A 24,641-nucleotide genomic window follows, 5' to 3' on the forward strand; every position below is an offset into this window, starting at 1 on the left:
AACCGCTCCAAAGAATTAAAGAATTTACACTAAAACAACTTATATATTCTGTGAATTGGAATCATCACACCTTGTTTCAACAAAACATTTTTGTCTGTAACACCCCAAACCGTAGTATCTACTATTTTTTTAGATTCAATATCTTCAAAGAAAATTTTAATTTTTGAGTGTTCTAAATTACCCAATGATAACGCTCTATTGATCTCGCTTATTCTGGTTTTTATTTCCTCAACATCGGTAAGAACATCTGTTGTAGGAAATTTAAGAAGCGGGATGTCTTCTTTATCAATGATTGTGAATTCTTCTGTTATAATGGTAAAAATTTAATTAATTATAAATAAAACCTCCTTGACTTTGTTAATGCCAATTTTATATTAATTTTTTCTTTGCTCTACGAAGTCTCATGACTTCAGATTAGTTCTATTTAAATAGCAATAGATTTAAAGTCTTTCAACACTAAAAATTTCCATTAATTCAGATTTCAAACAACTCTAATAAATAGCTAAGTTTATTTTACCAAAATCTAAAAAATAAACAAATCAAAATAACTACCTTTGAAAGACTAAAAAACAAAGTAATCATGGGAGCTTTAGAGTTAAGAGACAGCATTTTAAAATCTATAAACACAGCTGATGAACGTCTTTTAAAAGTCGTAAAAGCTGTAATAGAAAGCTATCAAGAAGAAGAAATCGTAGCTTTTGCAGTTGATGGGAAACCAATAACCAGAGCGATGTATAAATCGGAATTAGTCGAAGCAAAAGCTGAAATAAAACGAGGAGAACACAGTACCCAGGAAGATTTGGAAAAAGAATCTAAGAATTGGTAATGGATAAATTAAAAATTATCTGGACACATACAGCCAAGGCACAATTAAAAGCTATCTTCGATTATTACAAGGAAAAATCAGTACAAGGAGCAACAAATGTAAAAGATGATATCCTAAAAATAACTAAAGAACTACGTTATATAGAACAATATCAGCAAGATGAAATAGAACCTGAATATAGGAGAATCATCATAAGAGATTATAAATTACTCTACAAGGAGGATGAAAAAGGAATTGTATTTATAGCACGTATATTTTGTACTAAGCAAAATCCAAATAAACAGTTAGAATAAAAAAGAGTTGAAAGACTCTTTTTTATGAAATAAATCTGCTCTCAGTAGTTTAGCGGCTTCCGAATAGTTCTTAAAAATCCTATTTAATAAACACAGACTATTTAAAACCTAAAAAACACAGTACCCCTATTTTCTACTGTTTATAAAATTCACTATTTTTGCAGTCTAAAATTTTAGTCATGCCAAACAAGAAATACAAAATAGCGGTCATTCAATTGAATCTTAATGATATTGCCGAAAACAACTTACAAAAATGTTTAAGTTGGGTTCGTGATGCCGCTAAACTTGGTGCCGAAGTTATTTCGTTGCCTGAATTATACAGCAGTCATTATTTTTGTCAAAGTGAAGATGTAGATAATTTTGCTTTAGCAGAACCACTATACAGTACTTCGTTTATTGCTTTTAGCGCTTTGGCAAAAGAATTAGGCGTAGTGATTATTGTTCCTTTCTTCGAAAAAAGAATGGCAGGAATTTACCACAATAGTGCGTACATCATTGACACGGATGGCTCAGAAGCGGGATTGTATCGCAAAATGCACATTCCGGATGATCCTCATTTTTATGAAAAATTCTATTTTACGCCTGGAGATTTAGGTTTTAAAACGATTCCGACTCAAAAAGGAAAAATTGGAACCTTAATTTGTTGGGATCAATGGTATCCGGAAGCGGCCCGTTTAACCGCTTTACAAGGTGCTGAAGTATTGTTTTACCCAACAGCAATTGGATGGCATCCACAAGAAAAAGAGCAATACGGTGAAAACCAACATGGTGCTTGGATGAGTGTTATGAAAGGACATGCGGTTGCAAATGGTGTATATGTAGCGGCAGCAAACAGAATCGGACTAGAACAATATTTACCTGATACTGCAGGAATTCAGTTTTGGGGATCTTCGTTTATTGCGGGACCACAAGGCGAAATTTTGGCGCAAGCCTCACACGATAAAGAAGAAATATTGATTGCCGAAGTGGATTTAGACTTACAAGAAAATGTGCGTCAGAACTGGCCATTTTTTAGAGACCGAAGAATAGACGCTTTTGGAGATATTACAAAAAGAGCGATTGACTAAATATTCTTTCCATCATTAAAAAATCCCTGCTTAGAAATAATTCTTAGCAGGGATTTTTATTTTAAAATAAACTTCTAATTCAAATCCGGTTGGAATATTTTAACGGTTCCGTCTCCTTCACTACTCACCACCACTAAACTTCTTTTAGTAGGACTTTTCGAAGCTGGAATAAAAAGTAATCCTTCAGGCGCATCACCCGTTTTTAAAATTTGTAAAAATTTTGGAGCAGCTGGATTGGTGACATCATATACCATCAGCGCATCTGCTCTTTCCAATCCAACGAAAAGAATCATTTTATCGCCCATTTTAGTAACCACAACAGATTCTGGTTCTACTGATTTATCATCACTTCTCGCATCATCATAGACCCCAAACTCTTGTGCTTTTTTATCCAATTCATTTTTACTGTCGAATACTATTTCTCCTGTATTTCCATTCCAAATAGAAAAAGAACGGGCTCCAAAAGAAACTAATTCGTCAAAATCACCATCACCGTCTGTATCGCCCATTTTGGTGTTGATATTCAACCTTCCCATACTTGTCTCTGCTTTTAAAGCAGCTGCATTAGGAAACGCTATTGGATCTAAAATAACAGACGAGCTGCTGATTCTTTTTACATCTGTAAAAGCACTATATTCTCTGGCATCTCCTTCATTTGCAGTAACGAAATAAGGGATTTTATTGATTTCAAAATTACTGATCGCATCCGGTTGAAACATTCCTTTGGCTTTCCAAGTATTCATAAAAACACCGCCGTCTTTATCGCTGATATCAATTGCATTTTCGGCAAGATTGTAGTCTTTGTACCCTAAAGGAAAAATATTTGTAATCGTTTTAGTTGCCAAATCAATTTTAGCCACTCCGTTATTTTCCTGTAAAGTCACCCAAGCCGTTTTAGAATCAGCAGAAATCGTGATGTATTCTGGTTCAATATCAGATGCGAAATTATTTGTTGGACTAGCAATTCTGAATCCTTTTGTTTTCAGTGTACTCAATTGACTGCTAAAACTTCCGAAATTCAAAGTCGTTACCGCATAATTATTATTAACCGCAATAATAGAAACAGAACCGTCTGGATCTATCGAATAGGTGTCATTTGGTTCCCCTTCATTAGCAGTCATGATATAGTTTCCATCTGGAGAAAACGTAATCATATCTGGCAAAGCACCAACCGTAATTTCTTTAATCACACTGTAATTAGCCGTATCGAAAACTATGACTTTTCCGGCGTCTTGTTTATTTGGTTTTGCTTCTAAAGCCACTGCTAACTTTCCATTATAGGTAGCAACACTGTTAGAAGCTCCATTAAACGGGGTTAAATCGATACTTGTTAGGAAAACCGGACTTGATGGATTAGATAAATCGATGACATCTATTCTATTCGTATTACTGTTATTAACCGTAAATAATTTTTTAGAAACTTCATCATACGTACTTATTTCAGCTGCTCCGGCCCCACCAATAGTTATCGAACCAATTTCTTTGAAAGTTGCTGCATTTTCATTTGCAGCCAATTCAGGAGATTCCTCCTTATTAGAGTCATTTTCGCAACTTGATAATATCATAATTGCCACTAATAATGTAATACTATATTTTTTCATAACTGTATTTTTATTTTTTTTCAAAAATAACTAGCTGAAGCCCGACAAGAATTAACTCAATATTATATAATCATTACCAAAACTATTCTTATAAAATTCATGAAATGTCCTAAATGAATGGTTGCTAACTATTTTAAAATCCTACTGAATGTTTATATTTGCAGTCTTTAAAATTAGAAACGCTGTATGACTACAAATAATAGAAGATTTCCTGCCGAATGGGAAAAGCAACAAGGAATTTTACTGTGTTTTCCTCATAATGGAAAAGACTGGCCGGGAAAATACGAAGCGGTTCAATGGGCTTTTGTGGAATTCATTAAAAAAGTAGCCACTTTTGAGCCCGTATTTTTAGTGGTTGCCGATGATAACCAAAAAGAAAAAGTCAATACGATGCTGGAAACAGCTCATGTTGTGCTTACAAATATCTCCTACATCATTCATAAAACCAATAGAAGTTGGATGCGTGATTCTGGTCCGATAATCGTTAAAAACGGAACCGAAAGAGAAGCATTGAACTTTAATTTTAATGGTTGGGCAAAATATAAAAACATTCAATTAGACAAATTTGTTCCTGCCATAGTAGGCGAATTTCTAAATATTCCTGTTACCCAAGTTTTATACAAAGGGAAACCGGTAATTGTTGAAGGTGGTGCGATTGACACCAATGGACGCGGCACTTTACTAACTTCGGAAGAATGCTTGATGCATCCTGATATTCAGGTTCGGAATCCAAATTTCACCAAAGCAGATTACGAAGCAGTTTTCAAGGAATACCTTGGAATTACAAATGTGATTTGGCTTGGTGACGGAATTGAAGGTGACGATACGCACGGACATATTGATGATTTATGCCGATTTGTAAACGAAGATACAATTGTGACCATTGTGGAAACCGATCCTAAAGACAACAATTATAAACCATTGCAAGACAATTTAAAACGCTTGCAAAATGCCAAACTGGAAAATGGTAAATCTCCAGTAATTGTAGTTTTACCAATGCCAAAACGTTTGGAATTTGACGGATTAAGATTGCCAGCCAGTTATGCTAATTTCCTGATTTTGAATAATTGTGTTTTGGTCCCTACTTTTAATGACAGTAATGACAGAAAAGCATTAAACATTCTTGCAGAATGTTTTCCTGATAGAGAAATCATCGGAATTAGTGCTACTGATTTCATTTGGGGTTTTGGAACTTTGCATTGTTTGAGTCAACAAATTCCAGAATAAAAATTAAAATAGTTACTTTTAAATATAAAGCAAAAAAAAACGCCAACTTCACAGTTGGCGTTTTTGTAAATAGTATTGTAGAATTATTTATCTCTTGTAAATAAGAAACTTTGACCATTAACTCCCAGTGTAAATTCACTTTTATTTTCATTAAACTGAATAGTAAGTCCCGCTGCATCAAAAACAAATTTATCTTTTCCAGCAGACACAAGACTTAAATTAGGTTGTCCTTTAGATTTCCCTACAAGAACTCCGTTATCTTCAGAAAAAACAATTTTTACCGGAATTTGTTTACTTGAAAATGATCCCAAGTAAGCATCTAAGATTACATCTTTCTCTAATTCTCCTTTACCTGAAGTCCAAGTATCATTATCAGTATTGACGTCAGGAAAAACATGACCTGGATCAAGTGTTATTGTATCAATTTCTTCAGTTGTATTTGATTTGAAAGACCAACTTTTATTACGTTCCCAAATCTCTACAGGAAGATTAACTCTAATCACTTTACCAGATTTAGACTTAATATCCAAAATTACAGGAAAAGGCATTTTCTCTAAATTATCTACAGTAATAATAGCTCCTTTAGCAGGATCATTTTTTATATACTTAACTTTAGAAACTGCTTGATCAAAACGCCAGTTATTAATAATCCAACCTCTCCAAAACCAGTTTAAATCCTCACCGGCAACATTTTCAATAGTACGGAAAAAGTCATCTGGAGTTGGGTGTTTGAAAGCCCAACGTTCTGTATACGTTCTAAAAGCATAATCAAAACGTTCTTTTCCAAGAATTTGTTCGCGCAACATAATTAATCCGGCACTTGGTTTAAAATAAGCCAAAACACCTAGATTTGCTTCTTTTAATGCATCTGGTGCAGAGAAAATAGGTTCAATTTCAGCATTTGTCATTCTATTTGCTGAACGATGCATGTCTGTAGCTGGTTGCTTGTATTCTCCATTATTAAAATCTACTGAACTCAATGAGTTGATAAATGTATTAAATCCTTCATCCATCCAAGCAAATAATCTTTCGTTTGAACCTACAATCATAGGAAACCAACCGTGACCAAATTCATGATCAGTAACTCCCCATAAATCATCTCCTTTAGATTCCCATCCACAAAAAACAATTCCAGGATATTCCATTCCTCCTTCATTACCGGCAACATTAGTGGCAGCAGGATAAGGAAACTCAAACCAACGTTTTGAATAATTTTCAATAGAAGTTTTAGTGTATTCAGTAGCACGACTCCATGCACCTTGACCATCACTTTCAACTGGATAAGCTGAAACTGCAATAGATTTTTTTCCGCTTGGTAAATTAATTTTGGCAGCATCAATAATAAAAGCGGCTGATGAAGCAAAAGCAACATCTCTAGAATTTTTAATTTTAAATTTCCATGTCAAAGTTGCTTTTCCTGCTGGACGAGAACTTGGATTTGTAACTTCAGCGGCAGTACGAATCATAACCGTTTTATCACTTGCAGCAGCTTGAGCCCAACGTTTTTGTTGTTCAACTGTATAAACCTCTGATGGATTTTGCAAATCACCGGAACAAACTACAACATGATTAGCAGGTGCTGTGATTGATACATCAAAATCTCCATATTCTAAATAAAACTCACCGGCACCTATATAAGGTAAAGTATTCCAACCCTTTACATCATCATACACACACATTCTAGGATACCATTGTGCAATAGTGAAAATTTTACCGTTTTTAGTATCTAAAACTCCTGTTCTGTCTGAACCGTATTTTGGTGAGATATAAGAGAAGTCAATTTTTACTTTAATTGAAGTACCGTTACCATTTAATTCTTGCGGCAAAATAATTTGCATACGCGTATCTACAACTGTAAATTTCGCTTCTTTTTCAATGGCTTTTCCTCCTACAGTTGCAATAACTTTAACTGATTTGATTTTGTGACCTCCGTCAAAAATTTCACCGTCAGCTCCGTTACGACTTCCGCTTACCGGAATAACGGCATTTCCACGGGAATCATTTTTAAATAAATTTTGGTCAACATTCATCCAAAGAAAAGCCAATTTATCTGGACTATTATTGGTATACGTTAGTGTTTCAGTTCCAATGATTTCACTGGTTTTATCATTTAAATTTGCCGTTAATTGATAATCAGCTCTGTTTTGCCAGTATTTTGAACCGGGTTGACCACTTGCAGAACGCGTTTCTGTTCCATTTTTTGTATAAAATCCTGGTGCAAAGGCATCATGATAATCATACTTTGACACATTTGCTTTTGTATCTTGTGCCTGAAGCGAAGAAACTCCACAAATGAAAGCTAAACACAATGTAGCTTTAATAAAATTGTTTTTCATAATTTGATTGATTTTTTACTTTTTATCTGTTTGATTAACAATAAGTATAAAAGTGAATACTTTTGTTACATTAAAAAAAATTATTGAATAATTTTATAACAAATAAATGAAAAATAACTCACATTGTAACATAAAAGCAATTTATTGAAAAGGTTACTATCAAATAGTATAGATTTTGGCTAATTTATACTATTAAACAAATTTTAAATATATTTACAATCTAAATTTAAACAGAAACTGCTTTGAATACTGTCATTAAAAATACATTTTTAACCGCTACAATAAATAACTTCGGTGCCGAATTATGTTCACTAAAAAACAACTTCAATAAAGAATACATTTGGGAGGGGGATCTAGATTTTTGGGGCAAGCATTCTCCTATTTTGTTTCCGATTGTGGGTACATTGAAAAATAATTCCTTTGATTATGATCATAAAAAGTATCATTTATCTCGTCATGGTTTTGCAAGAGAAATGGAATTTGAATTAATTGAAAAAAAGGAAAATAGCGCTACTTTTTCGATACAATCTTCTGAAGAAACGCTAAAAGTATATCCATTTGAATTTGAATTACAAATCATTTATACTTTAGAAAAAAATAATTTAAGCATCGCGTACAAAGTTATAAATAAAGGAAATTCACAAATACCATTTTCTATTGGGGCACATCCTGCTTTTGCTTTACCAGGAAATTTTGATAATTATTACATTCAATTTGAAAAAGAAGAACCTTTACAATATTATCTTCTTGAAAATGATTTGATTTCAAATGAAACAAAAAAACTGGAAACCCACGAAGGCCAGATTCCGTTGACTTATCAATTATTCGAAAATGACGCCTTGATTTTTAAAACATTAGAATCTAAATCATTAACTATTTTAGAAAATAAAAAACCATTCTTAAAAGTGAATTTTGAGGATTTCCCAAGTTTAGGAATTTGGACAAAAATGAATGCGTCTTTTCTTTGTATAGAGCCATGGTTTGGTTATTCGGATACAGACGAAAATTCAGGGAATATATTTGAAAAAGAAGGGATTCAAATTCTGAATGAAAATGAAATTTTCGATTCTGAATTTAGCATCGAAATCCTTTAATTTGTAAAAAGCAACAAAATATGTTAACTATAAATTTTGATCCATTTCCAATTTTAGAAACAGAGCGTCTCTTATTAAGACGTATTAATATTAATGATATAAATGAAATTTTCGCTTTACGTTCTAATCCGGAAACGATGAAATATATTCCAAGACCATTATTAAAAACAAATGAAGATGCCTTGGAACATATTGAAATGATTGATGCTAAAATCGAAAATAACGAAGGTATAAATTGGGGAATTACTTTGAAAAACGATCCAAAACTAATTGGAATTATTGGACATTACAGAATAAAACCGGAACATTTTCGTGCCGAAATTGGCTATATGCTACTTCCAGAATTTAATGGAAAAGGAATTATTCCTGAAGCTGTAAAAGAGGTTGTCGATTATGGTTTTAATGTAATGAAACTACATTCGATTGAAGCTATAATTGATCCTGAAAATTTTGGTTCTGAAAAAGTTTTACAAAAAAGTGGTTTTGTAAAAGAAGAACATTTGAAAGAAAATGAATTTTATGATGGGCGTTTTTTAGATACTGTTATTTATTCTCTTTTGAATAAAATATAACTTAAAAATTTCAATAAAGTATCAGCATAAAAACACCGAATTACTGGCTCCTTTGAAAGAATAATCTTTATATTTGCTGCCAAAATAAATGCTTCTCTAAAGCATTTGGAAAACTTCATCATGAAAAAATTATTTGTAATTGCAATTCTTTTCTTTTCAATTCAGTCACAAAGCCAAACGTATGTGAAGGTAAATGCATTTACCACTTTATTGACGCTTCCTAATGTGGGAATTGAAACTAGTATTGGAAAAAAATCTACCTTCCAATTTGACATTTTGGCTTCACCTTGGAAATCAATAAAAGGAAATCCTGGAGAATTTTATATTTTTATTCCAGAATACAGGTATCATTTTCATGAAAAATATAATGGCTTTTATGTTGGCGCTCACGTTGGCGGAACAATCTTTAATTTTCAAAAATGGAATTATTTAAACACTGGTAAATATGAAAAAGGGTTTGGTTATGTAATGGGCGTAACCATTGGATATCAAACAAAAATAAATGATAAGTTTGTATTGGATTGTTTTTTAGGAGGAGGTAATCAACAAGGGTTTTATAAAGGATATTATGTTGGCACTACCGAACGTTATGAAACAGCCAAACATTATAACAAAAGCGGGGAATGGTTGCCTTACAGAGGTGGAATTATGATTTCATATAAACTAAATTAAAACCTAGTTAGGAAATTTAGGCAATGATTTAATATATAAGTCTTCTACTTGTTTTCTGGCCCAGTCCGTTTTTCGTAAAAAGGTCAGACTGGATTTTACACTTGGATTATCCGTAAAACATTTAATTTTAATGAGTTCTCCCAAAGTATCAAATCCATAATATTCAACAAGTTTTTCCACAATTTTTTGAAGCGTTATTCCGTGTAAAGGGGCTTTTGATTTCGAATTTTCCATTCTGCAAATTTAAGTATTTATATAAAAACAATTGGTGTTTCGTAGATTTGTTTCTACCTTTGTATTCCTATGCTGAAAACAATAAATATCTACAATAAAAGAGCCAAATTCGACTATGAAATAATCGAGACATTTACTGCTGGAATTGTTTTGGCAGGAACTGAAATTAAATCCATTCGATTAGGAAAGGCTAATATTACCGAGAGTTTTTGTGAATTTAGTAACAATGAACTTTTCGCAATCAATACTTACATTGAAGAATATACTTTTGGCAATCAATTCAACCACAAAGCCAGAAGCGAGCGTAAATTACTTTTGAATAAAAGAGAATTGAAAGGATTAATCAAAAGCGTACAAGCCAAAGGATTAACCATTATTCCTTTGAAATTATTCACTAATGAAAAAGGAATGGCTAAACTGCAAATTGGTCTTTGTAAAGGAAAGAAAACCTATGACAAACGCGAATCGCTAAAAGAACAAGACACTAAACGCGACCTTGACAGAATAAAAAAATCATTTTAAATTAATTTTTAAGTCTAAATTGTGTGTTTTTATCAAATAAAAATGACTAAAATTGTCAAGACAATTTAAAGCATTCCCATGAAATGAAAACACTACTCAAAAATGCAAGAGAACTAAAAGGGTTCAAGACAAGAGAAGTGGCTCAACTTTTAGGAATTGACCAAGCCTTAATCAGTAAATTTGAAAGTGGCACCAGAAAACCTACTAGAGATCAAGTTTTAAAACTTGCAGCTTTACTTGAAATAGATTTAGAAACCATAATGGTAACTTGGCTTAAAGAAAAAATTCTTTATGAAATAGGTCAAGACGAATTTGCACTAAAAGCATTACAGGTTGCTGAGGAAGAAATAAGATACCAAAGTAAAACTACTAAGAAAAAGCTATCGACAACATTACAAAAAATGTTAGATGAAATAGATTACTTAAAGACAAAATTAGATTCTTTTAGAGCGTTTGACAGTTATCGTATTGCTCAGGCATTAGAATTAGAATATACTTTTGAAAGTAACCGTATCGAGGGAAACACCATGACGCTTCGGGAAACTGATTTGGTTATCAATGAAGGTTTGACAATTTCAGGGAAAAGTATGCGAGAACATCTTGAAGTCATTAATCATCAGGAAGCGATTGCTTATATCAAAGATTTGACACAAAAAAACACTTCTATAAATGAACGAGAAGTACTTTCTATTCACAATCTTATTTTAAGAGGGATCCATCCGGAAGACGCTGGACGCTATAGAAAAGTCCAAGTAATGATACAAGGAAGTAGTCATATGCCTCCGCAACCTTTTCTGGTTGCCAAAGAAATGGAAGATTTTTTCATTTGGTTTGAAACCAATAAAAACAGTCTTCATCCTATCGTTTTAGCTGCTGAAATGCACGAACGCTTAGTCACTATCCATCCATTTATAGATGGAAACAGCAGAACATCACGCTTGGTGATGAACTTGATTTTGTTGCAACATGGCTATATCATCGCCAATATAAAAGGGGATTATGAAAGTAGAATGCAATATTACCAAGCGTTGGAAGCAGCTCAAACTAAAAACAATAAAGAAGATTTTTTGTTATTTATAGCTCAAACAGAAAAAGAAAGTTTAGAACGGTATCTAAGTATTATTGTCCAATAAAAAAACATTTTCAGCTTCCTTCTTTTTAGTAAGGGCTGAGTATGGGATTTTAATTTCTATCTTCTAATAAAGGAACGAAACGAAACTCTCCAAACTCATGTTTTTCGAATTGCGTTTCATTTTTTCTGATTAGTAAAGTCATAATTTGAACATCTTCCCCTAACGGAATCACCAGCCTTCCTCCTATTTTTAATTGCGCCATCAATGGCTGGGGAATAAATGGAGCTCCCGCAGTTACAATAATACTATCAAAAGGTGCGTAGCTTGGCAACCCTTTGTATCCATCTCCAAAAGAAAGATGTTTGGGACGAATACCTAATTTTGGAAATAAAATAGAAGTTTGTTTAAACAATTCGTTTTGTCTTTCCACACTAAATACTTTTGCCCCCATGGTACACAAAACAGCCGTTTGATACCCCGAACCTGTTCCAATTTCTAAAATTTTATGCTCTTTTTTAACTTCTAATAATTGGGATTGAAAAGCCACTGTATACGGTTGAGAAATAGTTTGGCCTGCACCAATAGGAAATGCTTTATCTTGATAGGCATAATCTTCAAAACTGGAATTTAAAAATAAGTGTCTTGGGATTTTTTTTATCGCAGCCAGAACACTTTTATCAGTAATCCCTTTTTGTTCCAAAGTGCTTACTAACTGATTCCGAAGTCCTTGATGTTTGGCTGTGTCTTTCAAAATTTTCTATTTTATTTTGGCAAAAATAGAAAACAATTTCTAATATCAAATATTGAAAATTGAATTTAAAATACATTAAATAATTGTTCATTATCAATAAAAAATTAATCAATTAATTGCTATTTTTGTACAAATTACATAATTATGCTGAAAATTGGAGTATTAGGTGCCGGTCATCTAGGAAAAATACATTTGCGTTTATTACAACAATCAGAAAAATATGAATTGGTTGGTTTTTATGATGAAAATCTTGAAAATGGAGCCAAAATCGCTGCTGAATTTGGCTACAAACAATTTGAGACTATAGCCAAATTAATTCATGCTGTTGATGTTATAGACATCGTAACTCCTACCCTTTCTCATTACAAATGTGCTAAAGTTTCTATCAAATCAGGAAAACACGTTTTTATTGAAAAACCCATTTCTACAACTGTAGAAGAAGCGGAAGAAATAATCTCTTTAGCAAAAGAGTACAATATCAAAGGACAAGTAGGACATGTAGAACGTTTCAATCCAGCTTTTATTGCTACCAAAAACATGATTGAGAATCCTATGTTTATTGAAACACACCGTTTGGCTGAATTCAATCCTCGTGGTACGGATGTTCCCGTAGTGCTTGATTTGATGATTCATGATATTGATGCTATTTTGAGCGTTGTAAAATCTAAAGTAAAAAATATTAATGCAAGTGGCGTTTCCGTTATAAGTGAAACTCCGGATATTGCCAATGCCCGAATCGAATTCGAAAATGGCTGTGTTGCTAATTTAACAGCGAGCAGAATTTCGATGAAGAACATGCGTAAATCACGTTTCTTCCAGAAAGATGCCTATATCTCCGTTGATTTCCTCGAAAAGAAATGCGAAGTGGTAAAAATGAAAGATGCTCCTGAAGTTCCTGGTGATTTTGACATCATTTTACAAAATGCTGAAGGTGTAAAAAAACAAATCTATTTCTCCAATCCTGATGTGGAACAAAACAACGCTATTCTTGACGAATTAGAATCATTTGCTGATGCCATCAACAATAATACTACTCCTGTTGTAACATTAGAACAAGCAACAGAAGCTTTAAGAGTAGCATACCAAATCATCAATTGTTTTAAAAAATAAATTAAAAAATACGTTAAAAGTTTAAGGATTAAAGGATTAAATAGCACTTTAAACTTTAAATTTTTTTGACTTTAAACAAAAGACCAATGAAAACAATAGCTGTAATAGGTGCAGGAACAATGGGTAACGGAATTGCCCATACATTCGCCCAAAGTGGTTTTATCGTAAAATTAATTGATGTTTCCGAAAAATCTTTGGATAAAGGAATGGCAACTATTGCTGCTAATTTAGACCGAATGTTGACCAAAGGAACCATCACTCAAGAAGATGTAGCCAAAACAATTACCAATATAATCACATATACAGATATTAAAGATGGTGTCGTAGGTGTTGATTTAGTGATTGAAGCAGCTACGGAAAATGTTGAATTGAAACTGAATATTTTCAAGCAGTTAAACGAAGCTTGTACTCATAATACGATTTTGGCAACCAATACTTCTTCCATTTCCATTACACAAATTGGAGCGGTAGTAGCGCATCCGGAGCGCGTTATTGGAATGCACTTTATGAATCCGGTGCCAATTATGAAATTGGTGGAAATCATTCGTGGTTACAATACGAGCGATGAAGTGACTAAAATCATCATGGATTTATCCGAAAAATTAGGAAAAACTCCTGTTGAAGTAAACGATTATCCTGGTTTTGTTGCCAATAGAATTTTGATGCCCATGATTAATGAAGCCATCGAAACGTTATACAACAAAGTGGCGGGTGTTTATGAAATTGACACGGTTATGAAATTAGGAATGGGTCATCCTATGGGACCGTTACAACTAGCTGATTTTATTGGGCTTGATGTCTGTTTAGCCATTCTAAATGTAATGTACGACGGATTCAAAAACCCCAAATATGCCCCTTGTCCCTTATTGGTGAATATGGTTCGTGCTGGGAAAATGGGCGTAAAAACCGGTGAAGGTTTCTACGATTATTCAGAAAGCAAAAAAGCAGAAAAAATTGCTAAACAATTTATTTAATATGTCAATCGCTCAAAACCTCCTTAACATAAAATCCACTCTACCCGAACACGTAACCCTTGTTGCGGTTTCAAAAACCAAACCTGTTGCTGATTTAATGGAAGCCTATGAAGCCGGTCAACGCATTTTTGGGGAAAACAAAATTCAGGAAATGGCCGAGAAATGGGAACAAATGCCCAAAGACATTCAATGGCATATGATTGGTCACGTTCAGACTAATAAAGTCAAATTTATGGCACAATTTGTGAGCTTGATTCATGGAGTGGATAGTTTTAAATTAGTACAGGAAATCAACAAACAAGCACAAAAAAACAATAGAATTATCGATTGTTTGTTACAAATGCATATTGCCGAAGAGGAGACCAAATTTGGTCTTGATGAGAAAGAACTCACTTCTCTCCTATCTTCCAGTGAATTTCAGGAAATGAAAAACATTCGGATTGTAGGACTAATGGGAATGGCAACTTTTACTGATAATAAAGAGCAAATCAAGAAAGAATTCACTCATCTGAAATCCATTTTTGATGCAATTAGCCGTACAGACGCGATTCATCGCGTCTCAACATTATCAATGGGAATGTCTGGTGATTATCAACTCGCAATTGAATGCGGAAGCACGATGGTTCGAATAGGAAGTAGTATCTTTGGGGGAAGATAATTTGATTTTTGATTGAGGATTAACTATTTTTAATTTCAGATTTGAAAATTACATCTGAAAAACTGATTACTAAAAACGGAACACTGAAGACTAAAATTTGTACGCAATACTCGACATAGAAACCACTGGAGGACAATTCAACGAAGAAGGAATCACTGAAATCGCTATCTATAAATTTGACGGTCATGAAGTTGTGGATCAATTCATCAGTTTAGTCAATCCTGAAATTCCAATTCAGCCTTTTGTAGTGAAACTGACTGGGATTAATAATGCTATGTTGCGTTCTGCTCCCAAGTTTTTTGAAGTTGCCAAACGCATCATCGAAATGACGAATGATTGTGTTATTGTCGCCCATAATGCTTCCTTTGATTACAGAATATTAAGAACTGAATTCAGACGATTAGGCTATGATTTTGAAGCCAGAACGCTTTGTACGGTCGAATTGTCAAAAAAATTATTACCGGAGCAGCCTTCCCATAGTTTAGGCAAACTGGTTCGTGCCCTTGGAATTCCAATGGCTGATAGACACAGAGCTAGCGGTGATGCATTGGCAACCGTGAAATTATTCAAAATCCTTTTAGAGAAAGATGTAGAAAAAGAAATTGTCAAAGATTTCATTAAACTAGAAATAGAAAAAGGGATTGCTCCAAAATTATTGGATATTGTAGCAAGCTTACCTGCTAAAACTGGAACCTATTATATTCATAACGAAAAAGGAAATCTGATTTATATTGGCAAAAGCCGAAACATAAAAAAACGCATCAATCAACATTTTACAGGAACTTCTGTTAAATGCAAAAAAATTCAAGCCGAAGTTTTCACGGTAACATATGATGAAACCGGTAGTGAATTAATCGCACTTTTAAAAGAAAGTGAAGAAATAAAAGTCAATAAACCAATCCATAATCGGGCGCAAAGAAAAAGCATTTTCCAATGGGCTTTGTATGCCGAAAAAGACGAAAAGGGATATCTCAATTTAAAACTCCAAAAAGCGGACGGCCGAAAAAAAGAAATAACATCCTTTACTTCCTTACAAGAAGGAAAAGATGCCTTGTTCAGAATCACTTCCCATTATAATTTGTGCCAAAAATTGACTGGTTTGTATGTCTCAAAAACGAGCTGTTTTCAATACAATATAAAAGAATGTGATGGCGCTTGTATTGGCACTATTTCTGCAGAAGAATACAATGCGAGAGTTCAGGCATTCATCGACAAAAACAGTTTTGAAAATCAAAATATGGTGCTTATTGATCGGGGAAGAACCATCAACGAGCGCAGTGCGGTTTTAATCGAAAACGGGATTTATAAAGGATATGCTTTTTATGATTTAAATTATCAAATCAACAATATCGAAATCCTTAAAAACATTATAATTCCGATGCAAAACAACCGTGACACCCGAAATATTATCCAAAGTCATGTTCGAAAAAGCAAAACACTCAAAATCATTCGATTTTAATCCTATTTTATTTAGTATCAATCCAATATGAAAACAATAAAATCGAAATTTGACACTTTTAGACATCAAACCAATATTGTAATCTACGGAACAAATACAGCTTCTGGACGCTTATTTGACCTCGTTCTTTTAGGAATTATTGTACTGAGCGTCATTATAGTTATGCTTGAAACAGTTAAAGGTTTCGATAAAAAGTACCACCATGAACTTATTATACTGGAATGGATAATCACCATTTTCTTTACTTTAGAATACATTCTTCGAATTATATCCCTAAAAAAACCATTAAAATACATTTTCAGTTTCTACGGTATAATTGATTTGATTGCCACTTTACCTATGTATTTGTCCCTATTTTATTTTGGAACAAGCATATTAACCATTGTCCGCGCACTACGATTACTGAGATTATTCAAGATTTTGAAACACCCACAATTCTCCAGTCAATCTAATCACTTAAAAGAAGCCTTGATTGCCAGTAGGGGAAAAATATTGATTTTCATTTACTTTATGCTAATCAGCAGCATCGTAATAGGTTCTTTAATGTATGTCGTTGAAGGAAAAGAAGGTGGTTTTACCAGTATTCCAATTAGTATCTACTGGACTATAGTAACACTCACTACAGTAGGATACGGAGATATTTCTCCAATAACGCCATTAGGACAAGGCATTGCATCATTAGTAATGATAATGGGGTATGGCATTATTGCAGTCCCAACGGGAATTGTTACCGCTGAGTTTGCTAACAACAATCGAAAAAAAACTAATGCTAAAAATAGCAATCCATGTCCAAATTGTGGAACCGAAGGGCATGAATATAACGCAAAATATTGTTATCATTGTGGTGCAGATTTAAAATAATACTAATTTGAAGCTAATTCCAGTTGTACACTGCAACTCCTCGTTATGAAAGTTGTTTTTCTAAGGCATAAAAGGACCTTCCTTTGGTCGCTCTTTTACACCAAGAAAAAATAACTTTCATAACTCCGGGGTTTTCGTTTCCATCTGGGCTAAAAAATATGAAATACCTAATAACTATTATCGGACCTACGGCTATAGGAAAAACTTCCTTGAGTATTGTATTAGCCAATTATTTCAAATGTGATATTCTTTCCTGCGACAGCCGTCAGTTTTTTAAGGAAATGACTATTGGGACAGCTGTACCAAGTGCAATAGAATTGGCGGCAGCACCGCATCATTTTATCCAAAACAAATCCATCTTTGATAACTATACCGTAGGTGATTTCGAGAAAGAAGCAATTGCCAAACTCAACGAATTATTCTTCACAAATGATTATGCGATTCTCGTTGGCGGTTCCGGATTATACGTAGATGCAATTCTGAAAGGTTTTGATGAATTTCCTGAAATTGATGCTGTAGTCCGCTCAGAAATAACAGCTAATTACGAAAAATTAGGAATTGGATATTTACAGCAAAAACTAGAAACGCTAGATCCCGATTATTATAAAACTTTGACAATCGGAAATCCTCAAACATTGCAAAACCCACAACGAATGATGCGTTTTGTGGAAGTATGTTTGGGTTCGGGGAAACCGTATTCTTCTTTTTTAAATCAGAAGCAAAACACGCGTAATTTTACTCCTATTTTAATTGGTCTCGAAGCGGACAGAAAGATAATTTACAACCGAATCAATCAACGTGTTAACATCATGATGAACGAAGGTTTATTGGCGGAAGCAAAAACAGTATTCCCAAATAAAGAGTTGAATGCCTTACAAACCGTAGGATATAGAGAATTATTCAGTTATTTTGACAGAGAAATTTCATTGGAATTTGCCATTGAAGAAATAAAGAAAAACACCCGACGGTTTTCTAAACGACAACTCACTTGGTTCAAAAGAAATGAAAATACCAAATGGTTTGATTTTGAAACTCCGTATGAAACTATTGTGGATTATATTAATTCAAAAAAAATAAAATAATAAATCTTATATCCAAGATTAAAAATTCATAATTTATAATTCATAATTATTTACATGCCAATAGCTCCTAACTTCACATCCATTCTAAGCAAAGATTGGGAAATCAATTTCACGCAATGTGCACCAAATGGGTATTTAAAATATACTGATTTGTGTAATATTTTGCAGTTAACAGCTGCGGCACATTCGGAAATTGGTGGGATTAGTTTTTTGGATATGCAGCAATTCAACCAAGCTTGGGTTTTGAGCAGAATGCGTGTTGAAATTAGTAAATTACCCAAATGGGGCGATCTTGTAACTGTAAAAACATGGATCAATTCACTAGAAAATTCCCGTTCGGTGCGTGCTTTAGAAATGCATGTGAATGGCGAAAAAATTGTAGGTTCCGAGACTTTTTGGGCTGTTTTCAACACTAAAACCCGCAGACCGGAAGGTTTGGCTTTGCCGTTTGACCATTTTGAATTATATCCCGAAGAAAGAGCCACTCAGGAAGGTTTTTCTAAGATTAATTTCAATCATGAAAAAGAGATCGTTTTTGAAAAAACCGTATTCTTGTCGGATTTAGATATTGTAAATCATGTCAATAATGTAAAATACCTGGAATGGTGTTTGGATTTAGTTGATGAAAAATTAATTCTCAACCAAGCCGTTAAAAGTTTCGAAATGAATTTTCTAAAAGAATTGTCTTTAAAAGATGAAGTAATCATTCATGAAAATATTTCTGAAAATGAAACTATTTTTAGTATTACGAAAGAAGATAAAAATTGTTATGCTTTGCAGCTAAATTGGAGATGAGTAGTTTCTACTGTTTATTATTTTAGAATAAAAATACAATTCTTCCTTCTCAAAATGTGAAGGTCACTTAATTTCCGTAACGCAAGGCCCAAAATAGTTTTTAACACATAAAGGCTTCGATTTCTCGAAGCCTTTTGTTTATAATGCTTTTTTATTTTTTACTACTAATCTAAATCCTTCACCGTGAATGTTTAATATTTCAACATCTTCATCTAGTTTCAGATATTTTCTTAGTTTAGCGATGTAAACATCCATACTTCTGGAAGTAAAGTAGTTATCATCTCTCCATATTTTTGTCAAAGCTAATTCTCTTGGCATTAAATCATTTTCATGAAGAATCAACATTTTCAATAATTCATTCTCTTTTGGAGACAATTTTATAGGCTCTTCATTATCATATGTTAGAAAACGAAGTTTAGAATTTAAATGAAATTTACCAATATTAAATTCAAATTGAACTTGTTCCGCTTTTGTATCAGAAGATTTTCTTTGAATAATCGCTTTGATTTTCATCAACAATACTTCAGAATCAAAGGGTTTGTTCAAATAATCATCGGCACCAGCTTTATATCCTTTCAACACATCCTCTTTCATAGATTTTGCCGTCAAGAAAATAATAGGCACTTCATTATTCTTTTCTCTGATTTCTTTAGCTAGCGTATATCCATCTTTATAGGGCATCATTACATCTAGAATACACAAATCGTAAGTATCTTTTTTGAACTTTTCAAATCCTTCCATTCCATTTTTAGCCAAAGTGACATCAAAATCATTTAGCATTAAATAATCTTTTAGTACTGCACCAAAATTAAGGTCATCCTCCACTAAAAGTATTTTTTTATTTACATTTTCCATATTCCTAATTTATTAATGGTAATTTTATTATGAAGGTACTTCCTTTTCCCTTTTCACTTTCTACATAAATTTGACCGTTATGGTCTTCAACTATTCTTTTTACATACGCCAGACCTAATCCGTGGCCTTTAACATTATGTATGTCTCCGGTATGTTCTCTATAAAATTTCTCAAAAATCCTTTTTTGAGCCACTTTACTCATTCCCAAACCATTGTCTTTAACTTTGATAATAACTACGTCTTTAACATTTTCGGTATAAACATCAATCACCGGAACATTTGGGGAATATTTTATTGCATTTTCTAAAATATTAACAAGCACATTCGTAAAATGAACATCATTAATTAAAACAGTGGTTCTACTAGCGTCAAAATGACTCGTAATCGTTCCTTGGCGATCCTCTAAAATCAAATTAACATGCTCAATCGCATCGTTAATAACTTCATGAATATTATTAGAATCTTTATCAATATCTAATTCTTTTTTCTCCAGTTTTGAGATTCGTAGAACATTTTCAACCTGAGCGTGCATTCGTTTATTTTCATCCCTGATCATTTGGAGGTATCGAAACACTTTTTCCTTATCATCAATAATCTTTGGATTTTTAATAGCATCCAAAGCTAAATTAATCGTCGCAATGGGAGTTTTAAACTCATGCGTCATATTATTAATAAAATCCGTTTTTATTTCAGATATGTGACGCTGACGAATCAATTGGTTCAACGCACTTGAATAAGCTATAATAATAATAAGCGTAAATATGATCGAAAGGATGGTTATGCTAACGAGTTCCGATAATAAAAACTTCTTTTTGTGAGGGAAAGTAACCAATAATTGGTACTTACTGTTGCCCTCATTATCACTAAGTATAGGAATCGAATATGTGGCTTCCTTATCGTATATAAAATTATTTGACTTGATTTTAGTTGCCAAATTATTGTTGTATATACCAAACTCAAATTTTGTATTTACACCATATTCCTCTAATTCTTTTTTAATGAGTTTGTTTAATGTTTCTTTTGAAACTCTTTCTTCAAGAGGCATTGCAGAGGCAATATCCTTAAAGAAAATTTCAAATTGTGCATTGTCCAAAACATCTAAATTTCCAGATTTTTCAATCCTTACATCTGGTATCAAACTTTGCTGAACTCCCGGATTATCAATTTTATTATTGTTATAAACTTCAGTTACCCGTTTAGAATTAAAATTCTTAAACCTTTCGCTGTCAAATTTTTTATCAAAAAACGTTGAAGAGATATTATAATCCTCAGAGATAATACTATTGGAATATATTATGGTTTTATTTGTTTTTGGATTCTTTTGAACGTAATAAAACTCTAATAAATCATTCTTTTTTGGAATCTTCCCAGTACTGTCTTTATAATGATTGTATTTATCATAAAAACTATACGCTTCGTGTTGTTGCAATTTATCGGCTACGTTACCAATAACCTGTTTGACGTGAAATTTGAATTGTTCGTCATTATTTTTAAATGAGGTATTAAACCAATACACCTGAACAAGAATAATTCCTATCAGGGACAAACTCATCAACAATACAAGCAATCTAAAAAAAAGTTTATTCATCGAGACAAATTTAGTATTTTAACAATATATTAAATAATACATTAACCAAAGATTAACATCTAAGACACATTTTATTTAATCTTTAAAATTTTAAGAATTTTAAGAATTTCTACCTTTATAGTATCAATAGAAATATTTTCAATAACAAAATCACTTTTTGAAATGCGCTGTTGGTCAGTCCATTGCGAATTTATTCGTTTTAAAACAAGTTCCCGTGTAGTATTATCGCGCTCCATAACCCTTTGAATCCTCAATTCAACTGGAGCAGTAATCGATATAATTAAATCACAATTTTTATAGCTACCGCTTTCAAATAAAATAGCCGCTTCATAAATAATATAAGGTGCTGCTTCATGTTCCAAAAGCCATTGATCAAAATCTCTTTTTACGGCAGGATGAACTATTTTATTGAGTTCTTTTAATCTTTCAGGATCATTGAATACGATCTCCGCTAATTTTTCTCTATTCAATACCTCATTTTCAAAAATAGAATTACCAAATACTTTTTTAATAACTTCAATAATTGCTGCAGACTGCATAATTTTCCTTGCGGCATCATCGGCAATGTAAACCGGAATGCCAAAGGATTGAAAATAATTTGCAATGGTTGTTTTCCCACTTCCGATACCGCCTGTTAAACCAATTATTTTTGTCATATTATTTTTTGAAAAACAACTCCGGAAAAGCCTCTTGTGGTTTTTGCTTCAGAATGATAATTTTTATAAATGATTCCAAAAATCCAGTTCCATAACCATAAAATTGTTTCCAAACAGCTATTAAAGATAAATATCCTATTTTGAAGCTTTTATTTTGATAGGTTGACACCAAAAACAGTACCAAAAAATAAAAAAAATACAACTGAAGTAGCTGATCAAAATTGAAAACCAATAGTAGTAAGGATATGAAAAATCCGATTATAAAAAGAGAAGGGAAAAAAAAAGTGAGTTTATTGTATTGTGGGTACCAACTGTTAAGGATGGGTCTTGCTTTACCAAATTTATTCACCTGAATGGAGAACTTATCCCAATCAATTCTTCGTTTGTGATACACGAATGCTTTAGGAAAAAGTTTAGTCTCAAAACCTAAATTCCACAAACGAATTGATAAATCCGGATCTTCACCAGGATGAATGTTTCCAAAACCTTTCGACGCTTCAAAAGCTCTTCGAGACAATCCCATGTTAAAACTTCTGGGCTGAAACTTATCGATTTTTTCTGAACCACCTCTAATTCCTCCAGTAGTAAGAAACGAAGTCATTGCAAAATTGATTGCTTTTTGAATATCCGAAAAATTATCTAACGCTTTATCCGGACCTCCAAAACAATCCACATGATTTTGCTTTAAGGCATTATCGACTTCATTTAAATACCCTTCTGGAATAATGCAATCCGAGTCAAAAATGATAAAGTAATCTCCTCTTGCCTTTGTCATTCCGTAATTTCTTGAATCCCCTGGACCAGAATTTTCCTTGTAATAATAGGAAATATCGAGTCTGTCTCCATATTTTTCAGCAACATCCTTACAAGGTAAAGTGGAGCCATCTTCAATTATAACAATTTCAAAAATTTCATTGTAGGTTGAACGAGATAAACTTTCTAAAAGTTCATCAACTTCGTCCGGGCGATTGTAAACCGGTATGATAAGGGAAAATAACATAAATTAAGAATGTGGTATTAGAGATGTTTTTTAGACTCCAAAAATTTAACAAATATAATCTTTATCCATAAAAAAACCATCAACTATTAATTGATGGCTTTAAAAATATATAATTTGGTGCAGGATTACCCAATACTTTCGATGTTGACCACTTCGTTTGCATCTGCTTTGTAATCTACTCCTGAAACATCAAAACCAAACAGATTGTAAAAATCTTTTCTGTATCCATCTAAATCACCTATTTCAGCTAGATTTTCAGTAACAGCCTCAATCCACAATTTAGCTACTTTTTCTTGAACATCAGGACGCATTTCTAAATCGTCAATACGAATTCTTCCTTTCTCATCTACAGGAACTTCACTTCCGGTATACAACCTTTCTTGGAATAAACGTTGAATTTGCTCAATACAACCTTCATGAATTCCTTCTTCTTTCATTATTTTGTACAATAAAGAAATATACAATGGTATAACAGGAATCGCAGAACTTGCTTGCGTAACCAATGCTTTATTTACAGAAACATATGCTTTTCCATTAATATCAGCTAAACTGTCTGTGATAGCAAATGCGGTCGCTTCAAGATGATCTTTAGCACGACCTATTGTTCCTTTTCTATAAACCGCCTCAGTCAATGAGGGCCCAATATAAGAATAAGCAACAGTTGTAGCGCCAGGTGCCAATAAATTTTCTGCTTTTAAAGCGTCAATCCACATCTCCCAATCTTCACCGCCCATTACAGCAATTGTATTTTCAATATCATCACCACTACAAGGCTCAATAGAAATTTCGGAAACTTTACCCGAATGGAAATCAACCGTTTTATTTGTAAAAGTACTTCCAATTGGTTTCAAAACAGAACGATGCATTACACCTGTAACCGGATGAACACGAACTGGAGAAGCCAAACTATAAATTATTAAATCAATTTGACCTAAATCAGCCTTGATAAGATCTAATGTTTGTTTTTTTATTTCATTAGAAAATGCATCTCCATTGATACTTTTTGCATATAAACCCGCTTTATGCGCTTCGTTTTCGAAAGCTGCAGAATTATACCAACCTGGCGAAGCCGTTTTTCCTTCAGAAGGTGCTTTTTCAAAAAATATACCAATCGTTGCTGCATTAGAACCAAAAGCACTTGTAATTCTCGAAGCCAACCCAAAACCAGTTGAAGCTCCAATTACTAAGACTTTTTTAGCCCCATTAATATTTCCTTTTGATTGTATATATTCTATCTGATTTTTAACATTTTGTTCGCATCCTTTTGGGTGAGATGTCGTACAAATAAATCCTCTCATTCTAGGTTCTATAATCATATTTGGTTATTCTTTAATT

Annotated in this window: 25 protein-coding genes; 16 read left to right on the top strand and 9 right to left on the bottom strand. The window is 33.0% G+C overall.

The window, feature by feature from the left end; all coding sequences use genetic code 11:
• The first annotated feature begins 580 nt into the window (after positions 1-580).
• The 3 genes from ACM55I_RS02350 (at position 581) to ACM55I_RS02360 (ending at position 2,186) form a co-directional block, all read left to right on the top strand.
• On the top strand, positions 581-826 hold the full coding sequence (locus ACM55I_RS02350; RefSeq protein ID WP_416845173.1) for a hypothetical protein: 246 nt from the start codon (positions 581-583) through the stop codon (positions 824-826).
• Entirely contained in the window at positions 826-1,119 is a 294-nt protein-coding gene (locus tag ACM55I_RS02355) for a type II toxin-antitoxin system RelE/ParE family toxin (protein WP_416845174.1), read from the top strand. The genes ACM55I_RS02350 and ACM55I_RS02355 overlap by 1 nt, the downstream gene beginning before the upstream one ends.
• A gap of 179 nt (positions 1,120-1,298) precedes the next feature.
• The gene (locus ACM55I_RS02360) at positions 1,299-2,186 is read left to right on the top strand and encodes a carbon-nitrogen hydrolase (RefSeq protein ID WP_416845175.1); all 888 of its coding nucleotides are present in this window, start codon (positions 1,299-1,301) and stop codon (positions 2,184-2,186) included.
• 74 nt (positions 2,187-2,260) lie between these two features.
• On the opposite strand, the gene ACM55I_RS02365 is transcribed toward ACM55I_RS02360, so the two are convergent.
• A complete protein-coding gene (locus ACM55I_RS02365) occupies positions 2,261-3,787 on the bottom strand; it encodes a choice-of-anchor I family protein (protein WP_416845176.1) in 1,527 nt (508 codons plus the stop codon).
• A gap of 186 nt (positions 3,788-3,973) precedes the next feature.
• On the opposite strand from ACM55I_RS02365, the gene ACM55I_RS02370 reads away from it, so the two are divergent.
• Entirely contained in the window at positions 3,974-5,014 is a 1,041-nt protein-coding gene (locus ACM55I_RS02370) for an agmatine deiminase family protein (protein WP_416845177.1), read from the top strand.
• An 83-nt stretch (positions 5,015-5,097) separates the two neighbouring features.
• On the opposite strand, the gene ACM55I_RS02375 is transcribed toward ACM55I_RS02370, so the two are convergent.
• On the bottom strand, positions 5,098-7,350 hold the full coding sequence (locus ACM55I_RS02375) for a M1 family metallopeptidase (protein WP_416845178.1): 2,253 nt from the start codon (positions 7,348-7,350) through the stop codon (positions 5,098-5,100).
• Between the two features lie 242 nt (positions 7,351-7,592).
• Between ACM55I_RS02375 and ACM55I_RS02380 the strand changes: the two genes are divergently transcribed.
• From ACM55I_RS02380 to ACM55I_RS02390, 3 genes are all read left to right on the top strand, one after another.
• On the top strand, positions 7,593-8,444 hold the full coding sequence (locus ACM55I_RS02380; RefSeq protein ID WP_416845179.1) for an aldose 1-epimerase family protein: 852 nt from the start codon (positions 7,593-7,595) through the stop codon (positions 8,442-8,444).
• A 20-nt stretch (positions 8,445-8,464) separates the two neighbouring features.
• Complete coding sequence (locus ACM55I_RS02385; protein WP_416845180.1) at positions 8,465-9,016, top strand: GNAT family N-acetyltransferase; 552 nt, start codon at positions 8,465-8,467, stop codon at positions 9,014-9,016.
• A 120-nt stretch (positions 9,017-9,136) separates the two neighbouring features.
• Positions 9,137-9,688, top strand: coding sequence for a DUF3575 domain-containing protein (locus ACM55I_RS02390; protein WP_416845181.1), 552 nt, complete (start codon positions 9,137-9,139; stop codon positions 9,686-9,688).
• 3 nt (positions 9,689-9,691) lie between these two features.
• Here the strand turns inward: ACM55I_RS02390 and ACM55I_RS02395 are convergent, their stop codons facing one another.
• Positions 9,692-9,922, bottom strand: coding sequence for a VF530 family protein (locus tag ACM55I_RS02395; protein ID WP_416845182.1), 231 nt, complete (start codon positions 9,920-9,922; stop codon positions 9,692-9,694).
• Positions 9,923-9,991: 69 nt separating this feature from the next.
• On the opposite strand from ACM55I_RS02395, the gene smpB reads away from it, so the two are divergent.
• Together smpB and ACM55I_RS02405 are read left to right on the top strand one after the other, a co-directional pair.
• The gene (smpB, locus tag ACM55I_RS02400) at positions 9,992-10,444 is read left to right on the top strand and encodes an SsrA-binding protein SmpB (protein WP_035671685.1); all 453 of its coding nucleotides are present in this window, start codon (positions 9,992-9,994) and stop codon (positions 10,442-10,444) included.
• An 83-nt stretch (positions 10,445-10,527) separates the two neighbouring features.
• Positions 10,528-11,577: a Fic family protein gene (locus ACM55I_RS02405; protein WP_416845183.1), complete on the top strand. Its 1,050-nt coding sequence runs from the start codon at positions 10,528-10,530 to the stop codon at positions 11,575-11,577.
• Between the two features lie 49 nt (positions 11,578-11,626).
• On the opposite strand, the gene ACM55I_RS02410 is transcribed toward ACM55I_RS02405, so the two are convergent.
• The gene (locus ACM55I_RS02410; protein ID WP_039110623.1) at positions 11,627-12,268 is read right to left on the bottom strand and encodes a protein-L-isoaspartate(D-aspartate) O-methyltransferase; all 642 of its coding nucleotides are present in this window, start codon (positions 12,266-12,268) and stop codon (positions 11,627-11,629) included.
• Positions 12,269-12,412: 144 nt separating this feature from the next.
• On the opposite strand from ACM55I_RS02410, the gene ACM55I_RS02415 reads away from it, so the two are divergent.
• From ACM55I_RS02415 to ACM55I_RS02445, 7 genes are all read left to right on the top strand, one after another.
• On the top strand, positions 12,413-13,378 hold the full coding sequence (locus ACM55I_RS02415; protein ID WP_416845184.1) for a Gfo/Idh/MocA family protein: 966 nt from the start codon (positions 12,413-12,415) through the stop codon (positions 13,376-13,378).
• 86 nt (positions 13,379-13,464) lie between these two features.
• Complete coding sequence (locus tag ACM55I_RS02420) at positions 13,465-14,352, top strand: 3-hydroxyacyl-CoA dehydrogenase family protein (protein ID WP_416845185.1); 888 nt, start codon at positions 13,465-13,467, stop codon at positions 14,350-14,352.
• Position 14,353: 1 nt separating this feature from the next.
• On the top strand, positions 14,354-15,010 hold the full coding sequence (locus ACM55I_RS02425) for a YggS family pyridoxal phosphate-dependent enzyme (protein ID WP_416845186.1): 657 nt from the start codon (positions 14,354-14,356) through the stop codon (positions 15,008-15,010).
• A 97-nt stretch (positions 15,011-15,107) separates the two neighbouring features.
• Positions 15,108-16,469, top strand: a complete 1,362-nt coding sequence (locus tag ACM55I_RS02430; RefSeq protein ID WP_416845187.1) for an exonuclease domain-containing protein — start codon at positions 15,108-15,110, stop codon at positions 16,467-16,469.
• A 27-nt stretch (positions 16,470-16,496) separates the two neighbouring features.
• Complete coding sequence (locus tag ACM55I_RS02435; RefSeq protein WP_416845188.1) at positions 16,497-17,330, top strand: ion transporter; 834 nt, start codon at positions 16,497-16,499, stop codon at positions 17,328-17,330.
• A gap of 158 nt (positions 17,331-17,488) precedes the next feature.
• On the top strand, positions 17,489-18,412 hold the full coding sequence (miaA, locus tag ACM55I_RS02440) for a tRNA (adenosine(37)-N6)-dimethylallyltransferase MiaA (RefSeq protein WP_416845189.1): 924 nt from the start codon (positions 17,489-17,491) through the stop codon (positions 18,410-18,412).
• 54 nt (positions 18,413-18,466) lie between these two features.
• The gene (locus ACM55I_RS02445; RefSeq protein ID WP_416845190.1) at positions 18,467-19,207 is read left to right on the top strand and encodes an acyl-[acyl-carrier-protein] thioesterase; all 741 of its coding nucleotides are present in this window, start codon (positions 18,467-18,469) and stop codon (positions 19,205-19,207) included.
• A 138-nt stretch (positions 19,208-19,345) separates the two neighbouring features.
• On the opposite strand, the gene ACM55I_RS02450 is transcribed toward ACM55I_RS02445, so the two are convergent.
• From ACM55I_RS02450 to fabV, 5 genes are all read right to left on the bottom strand, one after another.
• Complete coding sequence (locus tag ACM55I_RS02450; protein WP_416845191.1) at positions 19,346-20,062, bottom strand: response regulator transcription factor; 717 nt, start codon at positions 20,060-20,062, stop codon at positions 19,346-19,348.
• A gap of 4 nt (positions 20,063-20,066) precedes the next feature.
• Positions 20,067-21,650, bottom strand: coding sequence for a sensor histidine kinase (locus ACM55I_RS02455; protein WP_416845192.1), 1,584 nt, complete (start codon positions 21,648-21,650; stop codon positions 20,067-20,069).
• Between the two features lie 71 nt (positions 21,651-21,721).
• On the bottom strand, positions 21,722-22,306 hold the full coding sequence (coaE, locus tag ACM55I_RS02460) for a dephospho-CoA kinase (protein WP_416845193.1): 585 nt from the start codon (positions 22,304-22,306) through the stop codon (positions 21,722-21,724).
• Between the two features lies 1 nt (position 22,307).
• Positions 22,308-23,306 carry a glycosyltransferase family 2 protein gene (locus tag ACM55I_RS02465; RefSeq protein WP_416845194.1) on the bottom strand — a complete coding sequence of 333 codons (999 nt, stop codon included), beginning with the start codon at positions 23,304-23,306 and terminating at the stop codon, positions 22,308-22,310.
• 125 nt (positions 23,307-23,431) lie between these two features.
• Positions 23,432-24,622, bottom strand: coding sequence for an enoyl-ACP reductase FabV (gene fabV, locus ACM55I_RS02470; RefSeq protein ID WP_416845195.1), 1,191 nt, complete (start codon positions 24,620-24,622; stop codon positions 23,432-23,434).
• Positions 24,623-24,641 lie beyond the last annotated feature (19 nt).

The organism is Flavobacterium algoris, from assembly GCF_048158525.1.
GTDB lineage: Bacteria > Bacteroidota > Bacteroidia > Flavobacteriales > Flavobacteriaceae > Flavobacterium > Flavobacterium algoris.

What these genes read in the sequence shown, in the direction of transcription:
- miaA (WP_416845189.1), top strand. Translation starts at nt 17,489, where the DNA reads ATGAAATACCTAATAACTATTATCGGACCTACGGCTATAGGAAAAACT.
- ACM55I_RS02350 (WP_416845173.1), top strand. Translation starts at nt 581, where the DNA reads ATGGGAGCTTTAGAGTTAAGAGACAGCATTTTAAAATCTATAAACACA.
- coaE (WP_416845193.1), bottom strand. Translation starts at nt 22,306, where the DNA reads ATGACAAAAATAATTGGTTTAACAGGCGGTATCGGAAGTGGGAAAACA.
- ACM55I_RS02450 (WP_416845191.1), bottom strand. Translation starts at nt 20,062, where the DNA reads ATGGAAAATGTAAATAAAAAAATACTTTTAGTGGAGGATGACCTTAAT.
- ACM55I_RS02445 (WP_416845190.1), top strand. Translation starts at nt 18,467, where the DNA reads ATGCCAATAGCTCCTAACTTCACATCCATTCTAAGCAAAGATTGGGAA.
- ACM55I_RS02365 (WP_416845176.1), bottom strand. Translation starts at nt 3,787, where the DNA reads ATGAAAAAATATAGTATTACATTATTAGTGGCAATTATGATATTATCA.
- ACM55I_RS02415 (WP_416845184.1), top strand. Translation starts at nt 12,413, where the DNA reads ATGCTGAAAATTGGAGTATTAGGTGCCGGTCATCTAGGAAAAATACAT.
- ACM55I_RS02370 (WP_416845177.1), top strand. Translation starts at nt 3,974, where the DNA reads ATGACTACAAATAATAGAAGATTTCCTGCCGAATGGGAAAAGCAACAA.
- ACM55I_RS02395 (WP_416845182.1), bottom strand. Translation starts at nt 9,922, where the DNA reads ATGGAAAATTCGAAATCAAAAGCCCCTTTACACGGAATAACGCTTCAA.
- smpB (WP_035671685.1), top strand. Translation starts at nt 9,992, where the DNA reads ATGCTGAAAACAATAAATATCTACAATAAAAGAGCCAAATTCGACTAT.
- ACM55I_RS02425 (WP_416845186.1), top strand. Translation starts at nt 14,354, where the DNA reads ATGTCAATCGCTCAAAACCTCCTTAACATAAAATCCACTCTACCCGAA.
- ACM55I_RS02435 (WP_416845188.1), top strand. Translation starts at nt 16,497, where the DNA reads ATGAAAACAATAAAATCGAAATTTGACACTTTTAGACATCAAACCAAT.
- ACM55I_RS02355 (WP_416845174.1), top strand. Translation starts at nt 826, where the DNA reads ATGGATAAATTAAAAATTATCTGGACACATACAGCCAAGGCACAATTA.
- ACM55I_RS02465 (WP_416845194.1), bottom strand. Translation starts at nt 23,306, where the DNA reads ATGTTATTTTCCCTTATCATACCGGTTTACAATCGCCCGGACGAAGTT.
- ACM55I_RS02405 (WP_416845183.1), top strand. Translation starts at nt 10,528, where the DNA reads ATGAAAACACTACTCAAAAATGCAAGAGAACTAAAAGGGTTCAAGACA.
- ACM55I_RS02385 (WP_416845180.1), top strand. Translation starts at nt 8,465, where the DNA reads ATGTTAACTATAAATTTTGATCCATTTCCAATTTTAGAAACAGAGCGT.
- ACM55I_RS02455 (WP_416845192.1), bottom strand. Translation starts at nt 21,650, where the DNA reads ATGAATAAACTTTTTTTTAGATTGCTTGTATTGTTGATGAGTTTGTCC.
- fabV (WP_416845195.1), bottom strand. Translation starts at nt 24,622, where the DNA reads ATGATTATAGAACCTAGAATGAGAGGATTTATTTGTACGACATCTCAC.
- ACM55I_RS02360 (WP_416845175.1), top strand. Translation starts at nt 1,299, where the DNA reads ATGCCAAACAAGAAATACAAAATAGCGGTCATTCAATTGAATCTTAAT.
- ACM55I_RS02375 (WP_416845178.1), bottom strand. Translation starts at nt 7,350, where the DNA reads ATGAAAAACAATTTTATTAAAGCTACATTGTGTTTAGCTTTCATTTGT.
- ACM55I_RS02390 (WP_416845181.1), top strand. Translation starts at nt 9,137, where the DNA reads ATGAAAAAATTATTTGTAATTGCAATTCTTTTCTTTTCAATTCAGTCA.
- ACM55I_RS02420 (WP_416845185.1), top strand. Translation starts at nt 13,465, where the DNA reads ATGAAAACAATAGCTGTAATAGGTGCAGGAACAATGGGTAACGGAATT.